This is a genomic window from Sporolactobacillus sp. PKPK-6, assembly GCF_056678885.1.
Window position 1 is genome coordinate 1 of record NZ_JBWXPA010000001.1, and the last position, 18,370, is coordinate 18,370.

The window sequence follows — 18,370 nt, forward strand, 5'->3', positions numbered from 1 at the left end:
ATTGAAAAACACGCATTTCTCAATTTTGAGAGGTGCGTGTTTTTGCTTTTACATGTATGTACAAGGTTTAAGAGCTTGCCCCACTGGTACGACGATGATAAGGTGATAAGTTGCTTATTCCCAATCCGCACTTATCGGTTGGGCGATCAGTTAAGTGCCCAATCTGATAAATAGAGGGAAAAACTCCGCTTAATTAGAAAATGAACGAAAAAATAGCTTAAATAGACGGAGAAATTCCGCTTATTGAATCGAAAAACGTGAAAATGGACGTTTTTTCTTTGTATAATCGGAAAAATTACCCTTATTTACCGGCGAAACAAGCCCCATGGTGCATATAACCGGAAAATCTCCGCTTATTATACCCGTTAACTAATGAAGGACCAGAATGCTTAATGAAACAGAGGTAGGATGAAGGAACTTTCGTATGTAAGGGAACCTTCGCAGGTGTAAAGGAGCTTTCGCTAAAGACGCATACGTCCCCTGTATGCAACGCGGAAGCCACTGCGTCCTGCGGAAATAAGAACCTGGCGTTTTTGCTTATTAAAATTAAAGGATTACATAAAGCCAGCATTTTTGCGCCTTATCACGAATGCTCCAGACATATTTAAATATGTTAAAGAATTAGAATAATTATTAGATAGAAAAAAGGCATATCTGTTATAACTAATTGATCATCTCAATTCGCTTAATTGGGTTGATCTTTTTTTTTATATGTATAAAATGTGAGTGAAGAGTGATGAAATTGTGACGAATTAAAACGATGAAAACGGATGCATCGTATCACTTAAGAGAATGTCACAATCAAAAAGAAAGAAGCTGAGATTAGTGAAAGTTTCTCTTTTTACAACATGTTTGGGAGACTTGTTTTACGTTGATGTATTAAAAGATGTAACAGAGGTTCTTGAGAGGCTAGGGTGTGAAGTGGATGTCCCTGAGGGTCAGGTCTGCTGCGGACAACCGGCATATAATAGCGGTTACGCGAAAGATACAAAAGGCCCGGCAAAGAACATGATTCGAGCATTCGAACATTCAGATTATATTGTGTGTCCGTCCGGATCATGTGCGACCATGTTTCATGAATATCCTAATTTTTTTGCGGATGAACCGGAATGGCAAGAAAAAGCCAAGAATATTGCGGACAAAACCTATGAATTTACGCAGTTTATTGTGCGTGTCTTGGGTGTTGTTGATGTAGGCGCGGAATATCATGCAAGAGCGACGTTGCATACTTCGTGTCATATGACGCGGCTGCTTGGGGAACGTGAAGCTCACTATACTCTACTGAAACACGTTAAAGGTCTTGACTTGGTTCCGCTTCCGAACAATTATGACTGCTGCGGTTTTGGCGGTACGTTCTCGGTGAAGATGTTTCCCATATCAGAACAAATGGTTGATGAAAAGATCCGCCATATTGAAGAAACAGATGCTGAAGTGGTTGTTGGCGCCGATGCAAGCTGTCTTATGAATATAGGCGGACGAATGAAGCGGCTTGGAAGGCCGATAAAGGTATTACATATTGCACAAATTTTAAATAGCCATCAAACTGAAGGAGCTGAGCGCCATGCCGATGAAAGTCGGAAATCGACCATTCTTTGAAGGAGTTGACAAAGCTATCCATGACTCTTTTATGGTAAACGCCGTTTCTTCAGCACAAGATGGTCTGCGCGGGAGAAAACTTAGCGCTACAATCGGAGACAAAGCACTGGGTGATTGGGAAGAATGGCGAAGTGCCGGTGAAGAAATCAGGGCACATACACTAAATAACCTGGATTATTATCTGAAACAGTTGAGCGATAACTTTGCAGCTCGCGGAGGACATGTATTCTTCGCAGAAACAGCGGAAGAAGCACGCGACTATGTTAAAAAAGTATGTAAAGAAAAAAACGCAAAGCATGTGGTTAAAGCGAAATCAATGGTCACTGAAGAGATCAGTCTGAACGAAGCACTTGAAGAAGAAGGTTGCGAAGTGCTCGAAACAGACCTTGCTGAATTTATCCTTCAGGTTGATCATGATCAGCCATCTCATATTGTCGTCCCATCTGTTCATAAAAACCGTCAGCAAATTCGTGATGCCTTCAAGAAATTGGGCTATGAAGGAAGCGATGATCCTAAAGAGCTCGCAGGATTTGCACGTAAGACACTACGCAGCAAGTTTTTGAATGCAGACGTCGGGATAACCGGTTGCAACTTCGCGGTCGCTGATACCGGCAGTATCTGTCTTGTAACGAATGAAGGCAATGCAAACATGGTGACGAGCTTTCCGGAAACTCAGATCACGGTAATGGGTATGGAACGCCTTGTTCCAACCTGGAAAGAGCTTGATGTTGTCGTATCTCTGCTTTGTCGAAGCTCGGTTGGTCAACGCCTAACAACCTATGTTACAGATATAACTCCAAAGGCAGATCAGGATGCTGTTGACAGTCCAAAAGATTATCATTTGGTTATTGTTGATGCAGGACGTTCTAATGCTCTTGGAACCGATTTTCAATCAGCATTGCACTGTATCCGCTGTGCAGCTTGTATCAATGTCTGTCCTGTTTACAGACATATTGGGGGACATGCCTACGGTTCTATTTATCCGGGACCGATCGGTGCAGTTCTTTCGCCGATTTTAGGAGGATACGAAGAGTATGGAAAATTGCCGTATGCATCCAGTCTTTGCGCGGCGTGTTCAGAAGCTTGTCCAGTAAAAATACCACTGCACAAACTATTGATTCGTCATCGTGAAAAATATGTGGAAGGCGGCGGTCATCCACCTGTTATGGAACGAGCAGCAATGAAGGGATTCAGTATTGGTGCATCCTCTCCAATGATTTTCCGGGCAGGTACCAAAATGGCACCGATCATTTTAAAGCCGCTTGTTCATGATGGATCCATTCCAAAAGGTCCGGGACCGATGAAACCATGGACTCATGGCAGAGACCTTCCGGCACCAAGCAAAGAAAATTTCAGAGATTGGTTTAAGAAGCATAAGCAGCAATCAGCAACGATCCAGGCGAAAGGTACAGGTGAATCATTATGAGAGGAACGATTGAAAATCGAGATTCGTTTCTTGAAAAGATAGCTGGAAAATTGAATCGGACAGTAGGTGAAGTACCTGAGATGCCTATCTGGGCGCATAAGCCCCAGGAACGCGTTTATGAGGACTATTCTGAAGACCAGCTTACAGCTATGATGAAAAAAGCATGCGAGTCGATTCATACAACTGTTTGTGAAACAAATTCGGATGGACTTGCAGAAAAATTGAAACAATTAATTGATAAATATGGTGCGGGTAAAATTGTTGCGACCAAAGACGAACGATTTGAAGCATTCGGTATTAGTAATGTTTTAGAAAATTATCAAGCTTATACATGGAATTATAAAGAAGGTCACCAGAATATTGATAAAGCAGCAGAGGCAAATATTGGTTTATCAATTTGTGATGTTATGCTTGCTGAATCAGCGACTGCCGGCCTTTTCAATGATAAAGACAAGGCAAGAAGTGTCAGCCTTCTTCCGGAAACATCGATTGTTATTGTTCCAAAAAGCAGTATTGTTCCGCGGTTGACACAGGCTATGAATCTTATTGAGAATAAGGTTGAGAATGGAGAAGATGTGTCCTCCTACATCAATTTCATCTCCGGGCCAAGCAATAGCGCGGATATTGAAATGAGGCTTGTTGTCGGAGTTCACGGACCAATTAAAGTTGCCTATATTATTGTTTCTGATCTATAATCCACATTTGCAATGAAAACAAAAAGCAGACGCCTTTAGCAGCGTCTGCTTTTTAATTTTGCTTTTCAATTAATTGCGAATTTGTCCGTTTCCTTCGATGAGGTATTTGATACTCGTTAATGCATTAAGTCCCATTGGACCTCGTGCGTGAAGCTTTTGTGTGCTGATGCCTATCTCAGCGCCGAAACCAAATTCTTCGCCATCCGTGAATCGTGTTGAAGCATTATGATACAAGGTTGAGGCATCAACAAATTTGAAAAAGGTTGAGACATGATCTGTATTTTCTGTAATGATGGATTCTGAATGCTTTGTACCATATTTGTTAATATGTGCAATTGCTTCGTCCAAGCTAGCAACGATCTTTACAGCAATTATCTTGTCTAGATATTCAGTTGCCCAATCATCTTCGGTTGCGATCTTCAAAGCAGGAAATTGTCCCGCAATTACCGGATCAATTCGGCAAGAAACATTTGCCGTCTGCAAAGCATCAATCAAATCAGGACCGAACTTTTCGAACCATTTTTGATGAACGATGACTGTTTCTATTGTATTGCAAACAGATGGACGCTGCGTTTTTGCATTCAGTACAATGCTGATCGCCATTTCAGGCTTTGCCGTTTCATCAATGAACACATGACAGTTGCCTGCTCCTGTTTCCAAAACAGGAATACTGGCTTGTTTAATCACGGTTTGAATGAGTCTGCTGCTTCCGCGTGGGATGAGAACATCGATCAATCCATTCAATCGGAAAAATTGATCTGCCGTCTCATGGCGTGTGTCTTCGAGTAGCTGAACACTGTCGACAGGAAGTGTTGACGTTTTGAGTGCTTCGCGAATGACAGCAACGATTGCTTTATTCGTATTAAGCGCAGAAGCACTTCCGCGCAGATAGACAGAGTTTCCTGTTTTCAAGCACAGACCTGCCGCATCAACCGTGACATTAGGTCGTGCTTCATAAACCATTCCAATGACACCGATTGGAACACGAATTTTTTTTATATTCAATCCATTGGGACGATCCCAGTTTTCCAGTTCATCACCAATTGGATCCGGTAAATCTGCGAGATGCTCTAAAGCATGTGCCATCGCATCAATACGATCGTTGTTCAGCATTAAACGATCGAGCAAAGAATTCGTCATACCGTTTTGTTGTGCCTGCGCCATGTCTTGTTGGTTGGCCGCTATGATTTCTGCGGCATGCATTCGTAAAGAAACGGCAATGTGATTTAAGGCATCATTTTTTTCTTCTGTCGATTTTGCCGCAATTATTTGAGAAGCTTCATGTGCTGATCTTGCCTTATAAATGAGTTCATTGTCTTTAGTGTCATTCATTAGTATTTCTCCTTTCGTAAACGGCAGGTTTGAGAACTGCGGTCCACGGAACCCAATTGTCACGGTGTACAACCTCCGGATGTCCGCCGTTGACCGTGATCATGGCACGACTGCTTGGCATTCGTTTAATTTCCTCAAGCTGCTCCGATGAATAGTTTACTTGACCTTTGCCTAATACATGGCTTTTTCGATCTACAATTTGAATCACTTCTCCAGCAAGAAAATGCCCGTCGATTCTTTTGATCCCAGCGGGAAGCAGGCTCTTGCCTTCCTTCATCAATGCTCTGACGGCCCCGTCATCAATTTCAATTTTACCGGATACTGGTGAGTGAAGGGCAATCCATTGCTCGGAAACCTTAAGCGACGGTTTCAGACAATCGGATCCGATATAGGTGCCATCACCATTTCCGTTGATAATGGCAACCAGCTTATCAGGTCCTTCTCCCTTGCCGATGAATGTTCGGACACCAAGCGACAGTGCCATGCGTGCGGCACGCAGCTTTGATTTCATGCCCCCTGTCCCAACCTTTGAGCCGGCAACCTCACTTGTTTCGTCAAGTAGATGTTCCGGGAGATTGTCGAGAAAATGGTAGCGGACTGCATCATCATATACATTCGGATTTTTATTATATAAGCCGTTAACATCAGTCAGTATGGCTAGAAAGTCTGCATGGATCAAGCCGCTCACAAGGGCGGATAACATGTCGTTGTCTCCAAAAGTCAGCTCGGCAAGTGAAACCGAATCGTTTTCATTAATAATCGGTATCACAGAACGCTTCAGCAGTTCCGAAAGTGCCGAATAAGCATGACTCATTTGTTCACGCCGTTCAAAGTCTTGGCGGGCGAGCAGCAGCTGCCCAATGGTCATTCCGTATTTGTGAAAATTTTCTGCATAACTGTTCAGCAACATGACTTGACCGACAGCTGCTGCTGCTTGTTTTCCGGCGATGGTCACCGGCCGTGCCGGATAGCCTAATCCGCCATAACCGGCTGCAACAGCACCGGATGATACGAGAACGACCTCATGACCGTTCGTTTTTAACCGTGCAATAGCATCGACATGATCTCGCAGCTTGGCGTGATCGAGTTGCCCACGAGCATCCGTTAAAGAACTGCTGCCGATTTTTATAACCACTCGTTTTGTTTCCATAAGTTGTTGCGTCCCTTCGTAAAAAAGCCTCTCTCCATCCTAAATTAAAAGGACGGGGAGAGGCTTTGCCCGCGGTACCACCTTTGTTAGTACGGTGCAAGTCCGTACTCTCTCGGATCTTCGTATCGTGAAGAAGACGGCCCAGTTTTCATCCGGACTGCTCAAGGGCAGGTTCAACACGAATGATGCGAGGCATCTCGCAGCCGATGGATGCCACTCTCTTACGCTTTGTTCATTGTTTACTAATCCCTGTCAACGCCGTTTTATAATTGATATTATTATATTCAGCTATTGAATAGAAGTCAAGAGAACATACCTTCAAGCAAATTTTTTTCCTCACAAAAATAGTGATGGTACAATAGAAATGAATATAAACAAGGAGGTTTTTGTTGTGGCGTTCACTTTGCAAATCGGCGAAAAAGCACCAAAATTTTCGTTGCCGGCGACTGACGGAAAAACATATGGTTTAAATGATTTTTCAGATGCAGATGTACTGGTCGTATTCTTTACGTGCAATCACTGTCCCTTTGTTCTTGGTTCAAACGAAACCACGAGAAAAGTTGCTGAACATTATCAGGATAAAGGTGTTCAGTTCGTCGCCATTAACTCAAACAGTGAAGAAACACATCCAAAGGATTCCTTCAAATATATGGTAGAACAGATGAATGAAGAAAAATTTCCTTGGATTTATTTGCGCGATCAATCTCAAGATGCAGCGCGTGCATACGGCGCCTTGAGAACACCTCACTTCTTCGTTTTCGATAAAGAAAGGAAACTGGTTTATACGGGACGCGAGCTTGATAACCCGAGACAGCCGGAGAAGGCGACAGTGAACGACTTGGATCGTGCGCTGGACCAACTCACTAATAGAAAATCAGTGACAACACCGCTGACTAATCCGATCGGATGCAATGTCAAGTGGAACGGTCAAGATGCGCATTGGATGCCCGGCGAAGCTTGCGATTTAGTATAATATAATTGATGCCCTTCTTCGACCGACGGCTGGGGAAAGGCATTTTTTTAAATCAGCCTTTGCTTCATTGTAAAATGACAATGATGATAAATAACGATGTCGTGATGGCAAGGTGCACCGGTTGTACATGATGAAAAATAAAAAAACCGTTTACGATCCTTGTCATGAGGCAGAGCAGAAGAATAATGATCGACTGGTACACGGCCGTGTGATACATAAAAAGATAGAACGAAAGAATGAGACTCGCTAGATGTGCAGTGATAAAGAAGCTGATTACTATGGGGCGACCTTTTTTCATAAAATAAATACATCCTGCAATGAGACATGAGAGTGAATAAACGAATAAAAGAAAACTTGCGATCATTATAAAATACCCCCTATATTCTTAATAAGGTAATTAAAAACGATGGGGTTAACCCCATGTCAAGAGATCGAGAAAGGAGGCAGCATGTGAAAATCGGGGAATTTGTGAAACAGTGCGGGACAACAAAGGATACAGTTCGTTATTATGAGGAACTGATGTTGATACAGCCGGACGCGTCCAATCAATATAAAGAGTACAGTCAAAAAAATATAGAAGATTTTAGGGTTATCAAAGAAATGCAGAATTTGGGACTGTCTCTGAAAATCATTCAAAGTGTCTTTAAAATGAAAAAGAAGAGCGGTTGCGGTTCCCAAAAATTAATTCGCGATGTAACCATAGCGCTTGAAAAACAAGAAACATTTTTAATGAATGAAGAGATTAAAATTCGTAATCAACGGAAACAGTTGCGATTATTGAGTGCCAAGCTTCAATCATTAATCGTTTAAAAATAAGAGGGAGATGAATGCCAGTGATACAAAGTTATGATTTCGATCAAGTGATCAATCGAAACGGAACTGCTTCAATAAAATGGGATGAGGCAGATCGCCTGTTTGGAGGAGATCATTTAATTCCTCTATGGGTAGCAGATATGGATTTTCAAGTGCCGGTTGAGGTTACAGTAGCTCTTTCTAAGCGAGTTAATCATGCCATTTATGGGTACACCACTGAAACAGAAGGGTATCTGGAGTCTGTTCAAAAGTGGATGGAGGAGCGGCACCATTGGTCTATTGAGAAGGATTGGATATGCCACAGCCCAGGAGTTGTAACTGCGTTAAATCTTATTGTGGACGGATTTACACATGAGGGGGACAGAGTGCTTATACAGTCTCCAGTTTATCCGCCGTTCGCTAAGTCGGCTTTGAACCAAAATCGAGAGGTGGTAACAAATCCTTTAATCAATGACAATGGTGAATATCGCATGGACTTCGTTGATTTAGAGCATAAGCTATCCGACCCAAAGGTCAAACTTATGATCCTGTGTTCGCCGCATAATCCGGTTGGAAGAGTTTGGACGAAGAAAGAATTAACGAAAGTAGCGGAACTGGCGAGTCAATACGATGTCTTGGTGGTTGCCGATGAAATTCATAATGATCTCGTATTTGTTGGACATCATCATACGCCATATGCACAGATATCTGAAGAGGCAAGTGCCCACTCAATCATTTGCACGGCACCTAGCAAAACTTTTAATCTTGCAGGACTGCAAATATCAAATATTATTATTCCAAATCCAACACTCAGAAGGAATTATTTAAAACAGGTGCGGCGTTTCAGTTTGAGTGAACCGAATACATTAGGAGTCACAGCTGCAGAAGCTGCTTATCGGTTTGGTGCAAATTGGCTCGATCAATGTCTTGCTTATATTAAAAAGAATGCCGATTTTGTCACCAATTTCTTAAAACAGAACTTGCCGAATTTGGAAATGACGCCAATTGAAGGTACCTATCTTGGCTGGATTGACTGTCGCAAGCTTGGCTGGGATAAACTGCACTTGCAGAATTTTCTAAGAAAAGAAGCGGGGCTGGCCCTTAATCAGGGCTATGCGTTCGGTGCTGAGGGAGAAGGGTTCGTCCGGATTAATCTAGCATGTCCGCAAAGCCTGCTCAAGCAAGCAATGAATCAGCTGCAGTTTGCTTTTCAACAAAATTTATGAGTCTGGTCTTGAATCGCTTACTTTGAAACCTTTTGCAAAATAAAACGTATAACATAGTACACAAAAGTACAGGAGGAATTGATACATTCGATGAAGAAGATTATGGCCGCATTTCTTGCATTAACGCTTATTTTTACGCCTGTCGGTAATTTTGTTTTTCATAGTTCGGATCAACAAGTGAGTGCGCGAGGATATCGATCCGGTGTTAAAAGCTTTCAATCGAATCGAGGCACGGGCACGACTTCATTTTTTAAGAGCAACCGCAGTCAAAATGCACGTACGGGAACCTCAGCAAAGAATTTTACAGGTGGGAGTTTTATGCGCGGGATGATCTTCGGCGGATTGTCAGGTTTGTTATTCGGCAGCTTGTTCTCGCATCTTGGTGGATTTGGTATGATGGCAGGATTTCTGATCAATTTGATTGCGATTCTTGTGGTTATTTCACTTATCCGATACATCATAACGAGTTTTTCAAGGCGAAAAAAGCCTGAGGATTCCAATCCATGGAAACGTTGACGATTTCAGAGCAAGATATTGTCAATGCATTATGCCTCCATCTCGCAACCAAAAAAGGTATTAATCCTCAAAAAATCCAAATCGAGCTTCTCTACGATGATGACTATGGATTTTCTGCGGAGGCTTACGTTGGTGATCGCAAGCAGATATTAATTGAAGCAAATATTGTTGAGGCTCTCCGTTCATGGGTTGAGATCGAATTAAAAGAAAATCCATACGGATCCCTGCGATTGGAACTTGATGAAGAAGCAGGAATTATTGCGCATTATCAAAATTAAAATAGAAAAAACTCCCAAGACTGCTCGGGCAGGTCTAAGGGAGTTTTTAATTTATATAGATAAAGAGAGCATTGCAAAAAGTTAAAAGCTGATTTAGATTTACTTAGTTGTCACTTTGGGAAAGCTCAGATGAAATGTTGTGCCGCAATGCTCCTTGCTTGTTACGTTTACTGTTCCTTTATGATTTTTTACAATAGTGTACGTAACCATGAGACCAAGCCCGGTACCAGTTTCTTTTGTTGTAAAAAAGGATTTTCCTAAATTATTGAAAATGTGCTGCGGGATTCCCGATCCAGTATCTTGAATAAGGACTTTTTCGTATTGTTCAGAAGAAGTTAGTCGTATTGTGATCGTGCCGTGACCATGAATGGCTTCAAGAGCATTTTTAATAAGGTTGACGAATACTTGTTTGAGTTGGGTCTTATCACCAAGAATAAAATGAGAGGCACCGTCTGAATCAAGAATCATTTGTGTGTTAAGGTTTACAGCCTGTGATTCGAACAGTTGGAGTGTTTCGTTTACAATGTTCGAAAGATCCACTTGGGAAAAATGCTCACTTTTTGGTTTTGTGAAGTATAAAAGTTCACTTGTGATTTTCTCGATTTGCTCGATCTCTCGCATTATAATGTCGAGGTAATCCTGATTGAGCTTTTCAGTGGTCTGCATTAACTGTAAAAAACCTTTGATCGATGTGAGCGGATTTCTAATCTCATGAAGTATCCCTGCTGATAGTTCACCAATCACCGAGAGCTTTTCAGATTGGATCATGCTTTCCTCAGCCTCTTTGCGGTTGCTGACGTCACGAATGGTTAATTGAACGAGAGACTGATCTTCATCGGGAAAATAAAACAGCGCTATTTCCACGGGAATCTGCACATTATTACTTGAATGTATGGAAAGTTGAACGGATTCCGTATCACTTTGACGGCAACAGATCTTATTAAGTGAGGCATGAATTAAGGGCATATCCAATGGATCGACGAACATGCCTATGGGCAAACCACAGAGTGACGTATGTTCATCAAAAGAGAGCAGACGATTTGCCGCCCGATTTGAATAAACAATTTCATCTCCAGAAAGGATCAGGATCGCGTCCATGACCAAGTCAATCATTTTTTTAAAATCGAATTCAGTAGAATTACTGTTACTAGACATACCGTTGCCTCCTAAGAAGATGATAGGTTGAACAAATCTATTTGTAAATATATATGAAGCACTTTTAGCAAATATTTCTTCTTATTGTTTTATATTGTTGAAAAACAATATGAAAAGTCGAAATAAGCGAATGCTTGTTCCGTATTTCGCAGGTGTCACGATAAGTTCACAATTGAGGATTGTTAAACAAGTAGGATTCCATTAAAATTTAATTGAAAACAATTATCATTATCAAAGAAATTTCCGAACAGTCGAGATAGGTTTTCATGATTGCCTTGTTAGTAATCCCGACTGTTGCTTTACGGAAGGAGAACATATATGAAAAATATGAATCAATCAATACTTGATGAAATGAAATGCCACCGGATCGTGTCAGAGTCTCGATGCAAACCTGCAATACCACTGAGCCTGGCTCGTGCTGGTGCGCAAGTACATGTGGCATGTGTTTGCGGTAAAGATGAGACACGTCGTCTTCTCGGGAACCTTGGATTTGTGGAGAATACAGAGGTTACGATCATTGCCGAAATGGATGGTAATGTTATCGTGTCAATAAAAGGAACTAGATTGGCTGTCAGCAAAGCGATGGCCAGACGTGTTATGACCGTTTAAACGTTGGGAGAGGGTTTGTGACTATGAAAACTTTAAAAGAAATGCAACCGGGTGAAACGGTGACTGTAGCCAAAATCCATGGAGAAGGCGCATTAAAAAGACGGATTATGGATATGGGAATTACAAAGGGGACAAAGCTCTTTATTCGAAAGATTGCACCACTTGGAGATCCGATCGAGATTCAAGTACGCGGTTATGAACTGTCCATTCGTAAAGTGGAGGCTGAAAATATCGAACTTATCTAAATGAAAGCCATAATCAATGATTAAATTGGAAAGGACAATGACAATGAAAATTGCTTTAGTCGGGAATCCGAACTGCGGGAAGACTACAATGTTTAATGATCTAACTGGCAGCAGTCAATATGTCGGTAATTGGCCAGGTGTAACGGTTGAGAAAAAGGAAGGCCGTCTTAAAGGTCATAAAGATGTGATTATTACCGATCTCCCGGGTATTTATTCACTTTCACCCTATACACTTGAGGAAGTGGTCAGCCGTAACTATCTGATTCATGAGTGTCCGGATGCAATTATTAATCTGGTTGACGGCACAAATTTGGAACGTAATTTGTATTTGACGACTCAAGTCGTTGAATTAGGCATACCAGTGATCATTGCTTTAAACATGATCGATATCATTAAGAAATCCGGCGATAAAATAAATGTGAAGAAACTCGCAGATAAACTCGGCTGTCCCGTGGTTGAAACCTCAGCAGTTAAGGGGATAGGGTCAATGACGGCTGCGGAAAAAGCTATTGAATTGGCAACTTCCAAGACAGCCATTCCTGCAAAACCAGTATTCAGTAAAGAAGTTGAGGCATCGATTGCATCAATTTCTGAACTTGTAAAGGAACATGCAGAACCGGAACGTTTGCGTTGGTACTCAGTTAAGTTTTTTGAACGCGATGAGAAAGTGCTGGCATCAGTAACATTATCCGAACAACTGCGAACAAAGCTGAACACAGTCGTAGCTCGGGTCGAAAAAGAATTTGAGGATGATAGTGAATCGATTATTACGAATGAACGTTATGATTATATTGAGAACGTTCTTGAAGATACATTACATAAAAAAGGTAGAAAGTTGACTGCTTCTGACAAGATTGATCGGATTGTTACAAATCGCTTTCTTTCACTGCCTATTTTTGCGGGTATTATATGGCTCGTTTACTATATTTCGGTAACAACGCTTGGAACGTTAGTGACCGATTGGACAAATGATACCTTATTTGGCGGCTGGATAACAGAAGCCGCAACGCATTTTCTTGAAACAATCGGTACAGCAGATTGGCTGAATGGTTTGATTGTTGACGGCATTATCGGAGGCGTAGGTACAGTTCTTGGTTTTGTTCCGCAGATGCTGATTCTCTTTTTCTTCCTATCCATTTTGGAGGATTCCGGCTATATGGCTCGAGTTGCTTTTATTATGGATCGGATTTTCCGCCGCTTCGGCTTATCAGGAAAGTCTTTTATTCCAATCCTGATCAGCTCCGGATGCGGTGTCCCGGGTATTATGGCAACACGAACAATTGAAAACGAGAAAGACAGGAAAATGACGATCATGCTCACGACGTTTATTCCCTGTGGTGCGAAGCTGACAATTATTACGATGATTGTCACAACTTTCTTTCCTGGTTCCACCTGGATCGCACCGGCAATGTATTTTCTAGGACTGACGATGATCGCTGTCTCCGGAATCATCTTAAAGAAAACAAGACTGTTTGCTGGGGAGCCGGCACCGTTCGTTATGGAACTTCCGTCTTACCGGTTGCCTTCACTCAAAGGCGTTCTGATTCACATGTGGGAGCGCGGCAAACATTTTATTGTGAAGGCTGGTACAATAATTTTTATTGCTTGCGGATTGATTTGGTTCCTCTCCTCATTTGGATGGAATATGCGCATGGTTGACGACATTGATCGGAGTATACTCGCTACTCTTGGTCAATTGATCAGTTGGATCTTTATTCCGTTAGGCTTCGGTACATGGAAAGGTGCAGTGGCGACAATCAGTGCGCTTGTTGCGAAAGAAAATGCGATAGGCACTTTGGCAGTTTTAAGTGGTGTTTCCGATGAAGCGAATACGCAAGCGCTTATTGCTGGTGTTGGTTCAATGTTCACAGGTGTCAGTGCCTTATCTTTCATGCTCTTTAATCTCTTCAATCCGCCTTGCTTTGCTGCGATCGGGGCGACAAGCAGAGAGATGGGCGGTATTAAATGGACATTTATCGCTCTTGGCTATCAAACTTTACTCGGTTATAGTATTGCCTTTGTCGTTTATCAGCTCGGCAGCGTATTCTTCCTCGGGAAGAGCTTTGGGCTTGGTCCGATTCTCGCCTTGATTATTATTGCATTTGTCCTATATCTGCTCCTGCGGCCCGCTCCGCGGTCACATACCGTCGATTTGCGAAGCACAAGTGCGCGAGCTTGAACGACTAAAACGACCTAATGAGGGGGGACCTGATTTTGAATCTGTCAACACTTCTTATTTTTGTTCTTGTCAGTTCAATGTATTTCTTGGCGTTGCGTTATGTAAAGAGAAACAAAAGCGTGTGTACGGACTGTGGTTTGAGTGGATCATGTCCCATTGAAAATCTGAAGCGGAATGCTCACCAAAAGCCATGTTCGATTGCAGCTGCATCAATTCAAAAGCCGACAGCAGCTGAATTGCGTGCGATGATTCGTAAGTAATCAGTAGTATCAATAGTTTGGAAGGACCTGATTAAATGGTGACGTTTCTTATTTTTGCATTGCTCATCATACTTGCTGGATTTGCTTTGCATAGCACAAGGAAGAAAATGCGGTCAGGCTGCTGCGGATCCGGTGAAGCGCCTGTAAAGAAAATAAAAGTTCATGATCGAGATATGGCACATTATCCTTATGTAGCGACGTTGCTAATCGATGGAATGACGTGCCAAAATTGTGTGATCCATATTGAAAATGCGCTTAATACTTTGGATGGAGTCTTGGCCAGGGTCAGTTTGGATAAGCGGACGGCTACGATTCACATGCGATATCCTCTGCCGGAAAAGGATCTGCGACGTACCGTATCTGATTCTGGTTATACAGTCATGAGGATTATAGGCAATCATTCACCATCAAGTGACCAATTAAATAATATCAACTAAAATAGGTCTTATTATAAAAAATGAATCATGCACTGTAAAAAGAATGACAGCCTTTACATTTTTGAAGAAAGGGTTTACAATATCTTTGTTATGAGTTGTTAAATGCCCATCATAATACTTTGCACCTTGCATGGTTACCCAGTTATTTTATATGGATGCGTTGAATTCTTGTATTGGTCGGATTGCCCATCACGATCAATGCATCAGGATTTGAACAGTTTTTAATCCATAATTAATCCCTTGAACTTTCAAGGGATTTTTTTTGCTTATTTTTACAATCTGTCTCCATCCAAAAAGGGTAAAAAAAAACACTCCGTACGGAGTGTTTTTTCAAATAAAATTATTTTGTTTCTGCTGAAGGAAGTACTTCTTTGTCGCTAGGGCCGTCAGCGGTCAGATAGTAGCGATTGAGCGGCTTCAGATCATCGTCTAATTCATAAACAAGCGGTGTGCCTGTAGGAATGTTCAGACCAACGATTGTACCTGCATCCACGTTGTCAAGGTGTTTAACAAGCGCACGCAGAGAGTTGCCGTGTGCTGCGATAATAATTTTTTTGCCTTCTTTGATTTGCGGAGCAATTTCATTGTTCCAATAAACGAGTACACGATCAACCGTGTCAAGAAGGTCCTCCGTAAGCGGTTGTTCCGATTCAGGAAGGTTAGCGTATCTCGGATCGTTCAGCTGAGCAACAAAACGTTCGTCGTCTTTTTCAAGAGCCGGCGGCTTAATGTCAGCGGAACGCCTCCAGATATGTACTTGTTCAGCACCGTATTTTTCAGCAGTTTTTGCCTTGTTCAATCCTTGAAGAGCACCATAATGGCGTTCGTTCAGACGCCATGAATGTTCTACAGGAATCCAAGTAAGGTTGAGTTCGTGGAGCACATTCCATAAGGTGTGGTTTGCTCTTGTGAGCACGGAAGTATAGGCTTGGTCAAATGTGTAGCCGTTTTTCTTCAGAATTTCTCCTGCTTCTGTTGCTTCTTGTTCACCTTTTTCCGTAAGGTCTACGTCAGTCCAACCAGTAAAACGGTTTTCAAGGTTCCAAGCACTTTGACCGTGCCTGATCAATACGAGTTTGATCATTAGTGTGAAACACTCCTCTCAAATTTGCACATTCGATAATTAATGCTTACCCGAATCGTGAGCGATGGTGTATCAGTCACGTTTTATGCACGGGCAGCATGCATTAAAAGTATCGACGTGATGAAGCCATTTTACTCAAATCACTCGCGTCAAGCGGCATAGAATGACGAAACAGTGATTTTTCATCAATTAATTATAACATGCTTTTTTATCTTTGACATTTTCATCTTTTAAAACAATGTGAAAGTATTGTTATCAGCCAATGCTCATATTATAATGATCTTACTCAAAAAAAGAGAGAGAAGTCGTGAAAATGAATGGTTTCTTAGGGTCATATAAGAGGAAGGACAGCAAGGAAGGATTTGTGCATGAAGTTGCGGCTGTTTGCGTATTAACGGGAAAAATTCTGCTGCAGAACGGGGCAGAGACATATCGGGTTGAGGATACAATGAATCGAATCGCTAACAGCTTTTCTGTGCATGATGCGCAGAGTTTTGTTACGCCAACCGGAATCATCTTCTCCATTGAAGACCACGATGTCACGCAGCTTGTGAGAATCAAGAATCGAGGAACTAATCTGCGTAAGGTCACGCAAGTAAACACCTTGTCAAGAAGAGTTGCTCATGGCGAAGTCAGTCTGAAGGATCTGCACCGTGATTTAATCCAGATCGATCGTTCTACAGTCATGTATTCGAACAGCTTGCAGATTCTTGCAGCTGCGATTGCCAGCAGCTGTTTTTTACTCATGTTCTTGGGTAAATGGCAAGATTTGCTGCCGGCATTTATCGCAGGCGGTGCTGGTCAAGCCGGAATGATTTATCTGCATCGGCTCGCGAAAGTTAAGTTCTTTTCTGAATTTATGTCATCGATTTTTATCGGAATGATTGCATTAGTCAGTGTAAAGTTGGGATTCGGTGTCGAAATGAATAAAATTATCATCGGTGCTGTGATGCCGCTCGTTCCCGGAGTGCCAATCACAAACGCTGTGAGAGATATCATGGCCGGCGACTTGGTCGCCGGACTATCGAAAAGCGCAGAAGCAGGCCTGACAGCCTTTGCCATTGGCATTGGCGTGACGGCCGCAATTGTGCTCGGTTGAGGTGAGTTCATGCACTTATTTGTCGTCATTACCATTCAATCGATTACTAGTTATCTTGCCACATGTGCGTTTGGTATTATATTCAATATTCCATTTAAACCGCTGATCCATGGTGGTTTGATTGGAATGATTGCTTGGCTGATCTACTTCTTCCTGTTTCACTATAGCGGCAATGATTTTGTTGCCACCTTTGCCGCATCATTTGTCATTGCGCTCATGAGTCAGATCTTTGCACGGCTATGCAAAAATCCGGTCATTCTATATAGTGTATCGGGTATTATTCCACTTGTTCCCGGAGGGCTCACTTATTCGGTAATGAGCCGTGCGGTGGATAACAATTATGATGTTGCTATTTATTTTGCTGAGAAGGTATTTGTTTTGTCCGGAGCGATTGCAATGGGATTGATTTTGGCAGAAGTGTTTTATCAAATTTTCGAAAAAATGAAGCATCATGCATCAAATAAAATGGCAGCTGGACTTTTTCTTTCAAAAAAAGTGAAACATTTCTCGAAATAAACTGTAAATTAATTAGGTAATTTGTTACTATAAATGCAAATGAAACAGACCGAATGAAAGAATTATGTACATCCGGTTATTTTGAGAGGTGAGCGGTTATGAAATTGATCTGTTTTGGCGATAGTGTGACACGGGGTATTACATTTGTACGCGGAAGATTTAAGATCATTCGTGAAAATTATCCTGCATTACTGCAACGCTTCCTTGGCGATGGGGATGAGGTCATCAACAAAGGCGTCTTTAACGACAACTCAGATCTTCTTGTACAAAGACTTGATCATGATGTGCTAGACGAGCATCCGGATCTTGTGCTCATTAATGTAGGCGGAAATGATTGCAATTTTCCTTGGGATCAAGTTGCAAAGCTTCCGGATTCGGAACATGTACCGATTGTTCCGATCGATCGCTATTTGTCCAACATAAAGCTTATGATTGATCGTATTTCGGCGACAGGAGCTCTGCCCGTAATCTTAAGTTTGCTGCCGCTTGATCCTGCCAGATATTATCAGTCGCTGATGAGTCACTACAGTCACTCGATTGGTCATTGGATCGGTATGTGCGGCGGTATTGAGCATTGGCACGGGATGTACAATCGCGCACTCAAAGATCTGTGTAAAAAGAGTGGTGCAACGCTTATTGATGTCCGTTCCGCGTTTAAACTGAAAGGCGATTTGAAGGCGTTGATTAATGAAGACGGCTTGCATCCGACAGCCCAGGGATATAAAGCGTTAGCTGAGATTGTGTCTGGGTTCGTGCCTGAACTCAGAAAAAGTGTCACGGAAATGCATGCTGTGTAACAAAA

General features: G+C 42.1%; 21 protein-coding genes and 1 other annotated feature. Of the genes, 16 read left to right on the forward strand and 5 right to left on the reverse strand.

Annotated elements, in window-relative coordinates; genetic code table 11:
- Positions 1–825: 825 nt before the first annotated feature.
- From AC1MBV_RS00005 to AC1MBV_RS00015, 3 genes are read left to right on the forward strand one after another with little or no spacing between them, the layout of a single operon-like run.
- Positions 826–1,596 (forward strand): (Fe-S)-binding protein, encoded by a 771-nt coding sequence (locus tag AC1MBV_RS00005; protein WP_255747947.1) that lies wholly within the window; start codon positions 826–828, stop codon positions 1,594–1,596.
- Entirely contained in the window at positions 1,562–3,022 is a 1,461-nt protein-coding gene (locus AC1MBV_RS00010; RefSeq protein WP_480947285.1) for a LutB/LldF family L-lactate oxidation iron-sulfur protein, read from the forward strand. Before AC1MBV_RS00005 ends, AC1MBV_RS00010 begins: the two co-directional genes overlap by 35 nt.
- A complete protein-coding gene (locus AC1MBV_RS00015; RefSeq protein WP_480947286.1) occupies positions 3,019–3,717 on the forward strand; it encodes a LutC/YkgG family protein in 699 nt (232 codons plus the stop codon). Before AC1MBV_RS00010 ends, AC1MBV_RS00015 begins: the two co-directional genes overlap by 4 nt.
- 69 nt (positions 3,718–3,786) lie before the next feature.
- Here the strand turns inward: AC1MBV_RS00015 and AC1MBV_RS00020 are convergent, their stop codons facing one another.
- Together AC1MBV_RS00020 and proB are read right to left on the reverse strand one after the other, a co-directional pair.
- The gene (locus AC1MBV_RS00020) at positions 3,787–5,049 is read right to left on the reverse strand and encodes a glutamate-5-semialdehyde dehydrogenase (RefSeq protein WP_480947287.1); all 1,263 of its coding nucleotides are present in this window, start codon (positions 5,047–5,049) and stop codon (positions 3,787–3,789) included.
- Positions 5,042–6,199, reverse strand: coding sequence for a glutamate 5-kinase (gene proB, locus AC1MBV_RS00025; RefSeq protein WP_480947288.1), 1,158 nt, complete (start codon positions 6,197–6,199; stop codon positions 5,042–5,044). Before proB ends, AC1MBV_RS00020 begins: the two co-directional genes overlap by 8 nt.
- Before the next feature lie 45 nt (positions 6,200–6,244).
- Positions 6,245–6,464 (reverse strand) — a binding site (T-box leader).
- 126 nt (positions 6,465–6,590) lie between these two features.
- On the opposite strand from proB, the gene AC1MBV_RS00030 reads away from it, so the two are divergent.
- Positions 6,591–7,172: a thioredoxin family protein gene (locus AC1MBV_RS00030; protein WP_480947289.1), complete on the forward strand. Its 582-nt coding sequence runs from the start codon at positions 6,591–6,593 to the stop codon at positions 7,170–7,172.
- A gap of 64 nt (positions 7,173–7,236) precedes the next feature.
- Here the strand turns inward: AC1MBV_RS00030 and AC1MBV_RS00035 are convergent, their stop codons facing one another.
- On the reverse strand, positions 7,237–7,470 hold the full coding sequence (locus tag AC1MBV_RS00035) for a hypothetical protein (RefSeq protein ID WP_480947290.1): 234 nt from the start codon (positions 7,468–7,470) through the stop codon (positions 7,237–7,239).
- Between the two features lie 152 nt (positions 7,471–7,622).
- Here AC1MBV_RS00035 and AC1MBV_RS00040 point away from each other — a divergent pair, with 152 nt between their 5' ends.
- The 4 genes from AC1MBV_RS00040 to AC1MBV_RS00055 all read left to right on the forward strand — a co-directional run bounded on the left by AC1MBV_RS00040 (position 7,623) and on the right by AC1MBV_RS00055 (position 9,984).
- On the forward strand, positions 7,623–7,982 hold the full coding sequence (locus AC1MBV_RS00040) for a MerR family transcriptional regulator (protein WP_255747955.1): 360 nt from the start codon (positions 7,623–7,625) through the stop codon (positions 7,980–7,982).
- Between the two features lie 17 nt (positions 7,983–7,999).
- Positions 8,000–9,190 carry a MalY/PatB family protein gene (locus AC1MBV_RS00045; RefSeq protein WP_255747956.1) on the forward strand — a complete coding sequence of 397 codons (1,191 nt, stop codon included), beginning with the start codon at positions 8,000–8,002 and terminating at the stop codon, positions 9,188–9,190.
- Between the two features lie 90 nt (positions 9,191–9,280).
- Entirely contained in the window at positions 9,281–9,706 is a 426-nt protein-coding gene (locus AC1MBV_RS00050) for a hypothetical protein (protein WP_480947291.1), read from the forward strand.
- Positions 9,694–9,984: a DUF2653 family protein gene (locus AC1MBV_RS00055; protein WP_255747958.1), complete on the forward strand. Its 291-nt coding sequence runs from the start codon at positions 9,694–9,696 to the stop codon at positions 9,982–9,984. The genes AC1MBV_RS00050 and AC1MBV_RS00055 overlap by 13 nt, the downstream gene beginning before the upstream one ends.
- A 99-nt stretch (positions 9,985–10,083) precedes the next feature.
- Here AC1MBV_RS00055 and AC1MBV_RS00060 read toward each other — a convergent pair whose 3' ends face one another.
- A complete protein-coding gene (locus AC1MBV_RS00060; RefSeq protein WP_255747959.1) occupies positions 10,084–11,139 on the reverse strand; it encodes an ATP-binding protein in 1,056 nt (351 codons plus the stop codon).
- A 318-nt stretch (positions 11,140–11,457) separates the two neighbouring features.
- On the opposite strand from AC1MBV_RS00060, the gene AC1MBV_RS00065 reads away from it, so the two are divergent.
- From AC1MBV_RS00065 to AC1MBV_RS00085, 5 genes are read left to right on the forward strand one after another with little or no spacing between them, the layout of a single operon-like run.
- On the forward strand, positions 11,458–11,748 hold the full coding sequence (locus tag AC1MBV_RS00065) for a FeoA family protein (RefSeq protein WP_255747960.1): 291 nt from the start codon (positions 11,458–11,460) through the stop codon (positions 11,746–11,748).
- A 23-nt stretch (positions 11,749–11,771) separates the two neighbouring features.
- Positions 11,772–11,993: a FeoA family protein gene (locus AC1MBV_RS00070; protein WP_255747961.1), complete on the forward strand. Its 222-nt coding sequence runs from the start codon at positions 11,772–11,774 to the stop codon at positions 11,991–11,993.
- 16 nt (positions 11,994–12,009) lie between these two features.
- The gene (gene feoB, locus AC1MBV_RS00075) at positions 12,010–14,172 is read left to right on the forward strand and encodes a ferrous iron transport protein B (RefSeq protein WP_480947292.1); all 2,163 of its coding nucleotides are present in this window, start codon (positions 12,010–12,012) and stop codon (positions 14,170–14,172) included.
- Positions 14,173–14,207: 35 nt separating this feature from the next.
- Entirely contained in the window at positions 14,208–14,432 is a 225-nt protein-coding gene (locus AC1MBV_RS00080; RefSeq protein ID WP_480947293.1) for a hypothetical protein, read from the forward strand.
- 35 nt (positions 14,433–14,467) lie between these two features.
- On the forward strand, positions 14,468–14,869 hold the full coding sequence (locus AC1MBV_RS00085; RefSeq protein ID WP_480947294.1) for a heavy-metal-associated domain-containing protein: 402 nt from the start codon (positions 14,468–14,470) through the stop codon (positions 14,867–14,869).
- A 340-nt stretch (positions 14,870–15,209) separates the two neighbouring features.
- Here AC1MBV_RS00085 and gpmA read toward each other — a convergent pair whose 3' ends face one another.
- Positions 15,210–15,953: a 2,3-diphosphoglycerate-dependent phosphoglycerate mutase gene (gene gpmA, locus AC1MBV_RS00090; protein ID WP_480947295.1), complete on the reverse strand. Its 744-nt coding sequence runs from the start codon at positions 15,951–15,953 to the stop codon at positions 15,210–15,212.
- A 313-nt stretch (positions 15,954–16,266) separates the two neighbouring features.
- On the opposite strand from gpmA, the gene AC1MBV_RS00095 reads away from it, so the two are divergent.
- The 3 genes from AC1MBV_RS00095 to AC1MBV_RS00105 all read left to right on the forward strand — a co-directional run bounded on the left by AC1MBV_RS00095 (position 16,267) and on the right by AC1MBV_RS00105 (position 18,365).
- Positions 16,267–17,052 (forward strand): threonine/serine exporter family protein, encoded by a 786-nt coding sequence (locus AC1MBV_RS00095; protein WP_255747966.1) that lies wholly within the window; start codon positions 16,267–16,269, stop codon positions 17,050–17,052.
- A gap of 9 nt (positions 17,053–17,061) precedes the next feature.
- Positions 17,062–17,568 carry a threonine/serine exporter family protein gene (locus AC1MBV_RS00100; RefSeq protein ID WP_255747967.1) on the forward strand — a complete coding sequence of 169 codons (507 nt, stop codon included), beginning with the start codon at positions 17,062–17,064 and terminating at the stop codon, positions 17,566–17,568.
- A 98-nt stretch (positions 17,569–17,666) separates the two neighbouring features.
- The gene (locus AC1MBV_RS00105) at positions 17,667–18,365 is read left to right on the forward strand and encodes an SGNH/GDSL hydrolase family protein (protein WP_255747968.1); all 699 of its coding nucleotides are present in this window, start codon (positions 17,667–17,669) and stop codon (positions 18,363–18,365) included.
- The last annotated feature ends 5 nt before the right edge of the window (positions 18,366–18,370 follow it).

Bases quoted from the DNA above. Each gene is read 5' to 3' on its own strand.
- AC1MBV_RS00010 (WP_480947285.1), top strand. From the start codon at position 1,562: ATGCCGATGAAAGTCGGAAATCGACCATTCTTTGAAGGAGTTGACAAA.
- AC1MBV_RS00015 (WP_480947286.1), top strand. From the start codon at position 3,019: ATGAGAGGAACGATTGAAAATCGAGATTCGTTTCTTGAAAAGATAGCT.
- AC1MBV_RS00020 (WP_480947287.1), bottom strand. From the start codon at position 5,049: ATGAATGACACTAAAGACAATGAACTCATTTATAAGGCAAGATCAGCA.
- proB (WP_480947288.1), bottom strand. From the start codon at position 6,199: ATGGAAACAAAACGAGTGGTTATAAAAATCGGCAGCAGTTCTTTAACG.
- AC1MBV_RS00035 (WP_480947290.1), bottom strand. From the start codon at position 7,470: ATGAAAAAAGGTCGCCCCATAGTAATCAGCTTCTTTATCACTGCACAT.
- AC1MBV_RS00045 (WP_255747956.1), top strand. From the start codon at position 8,000: ATGCCAGTGATACAAAGTTATGATTTCGATCAAGTGATCAATCGAAAC.
- AC1MBV_RS00050 (WP_480947291.1), top strand. From the start codon at position 9,281: ATGAAGAAGATTATGGCCGCATTTCTTGCATTAACGCTTATTTTTACG.
- AC1MBV_RS00055 (WP_255747958.1), top strand. From the start codon at position 9,694: ATGGAAACGTTGACGATTTCAGAGCAAGATATTGTCAATGCATTATGC.
- AC1MBV_RS00060 (WP_255747959.1), bottom strand. From the start codon at position 11,139: ATGTCTAGTAACAGTAATTCTACTGAATTCGATTTTAAAAAAATGATT.
- AC1MBV_RS00065 (WP_255747960.1), top strand. From the start codon at position 11,458: ATGAAAAATATGAATCAATCAATACTTGATGAAATGAAATGCCACCGG.
- AC1MBV_RS00070 (WP_255747961.1), top strand. From the start codon at position 11,772: ATGAAAACTTTAAAAGAAATGCAACCGGGTGAAACGGTGACTGTAGCC.
- feoB (WP_480947292.1), top strand. From the start codon at position 12,010: ATGATTAAATTGGAAAGGACAATGACAATGAAAATTGCTTTAGTCGGG.
- AC1MBV_RS00085 (WP_480947294.1), top strand. From the start codon at position 14,468: ATGGTGACGTTTCTTATTTTTGCATTGCTCATCATACTTGCTGGATTT.
- gpmA (WP_480947295.1), bottom strand. From the start codon at position 15,953: ATGATCAAACTCGTATTGATCAGGCACGGTCAAAGTGCTTGGAACCTT.
- AC1MBV_RS00095 (WP_255747966.1), top strand. From the start codon at position 16,267: ATGAATGGTTTCTTAGGGTCATATAAGAGGAAGGACAGCAAGGAAGGA.
- AC1MBV_RS00100 (WP_255747967.1), top strand. From the start codon at position 17,062: ATGCACTTATTTGTCGTCATTACCATTCAATCGATTACTAGTTATCTT.
- AC1MBV_RS00105 (WP_255747968.1), top strand. From the start codon at position 17,667: ATGAAATTGATCTGTTTTGGCGATAGTGTGACACGGGGTATTACATTT.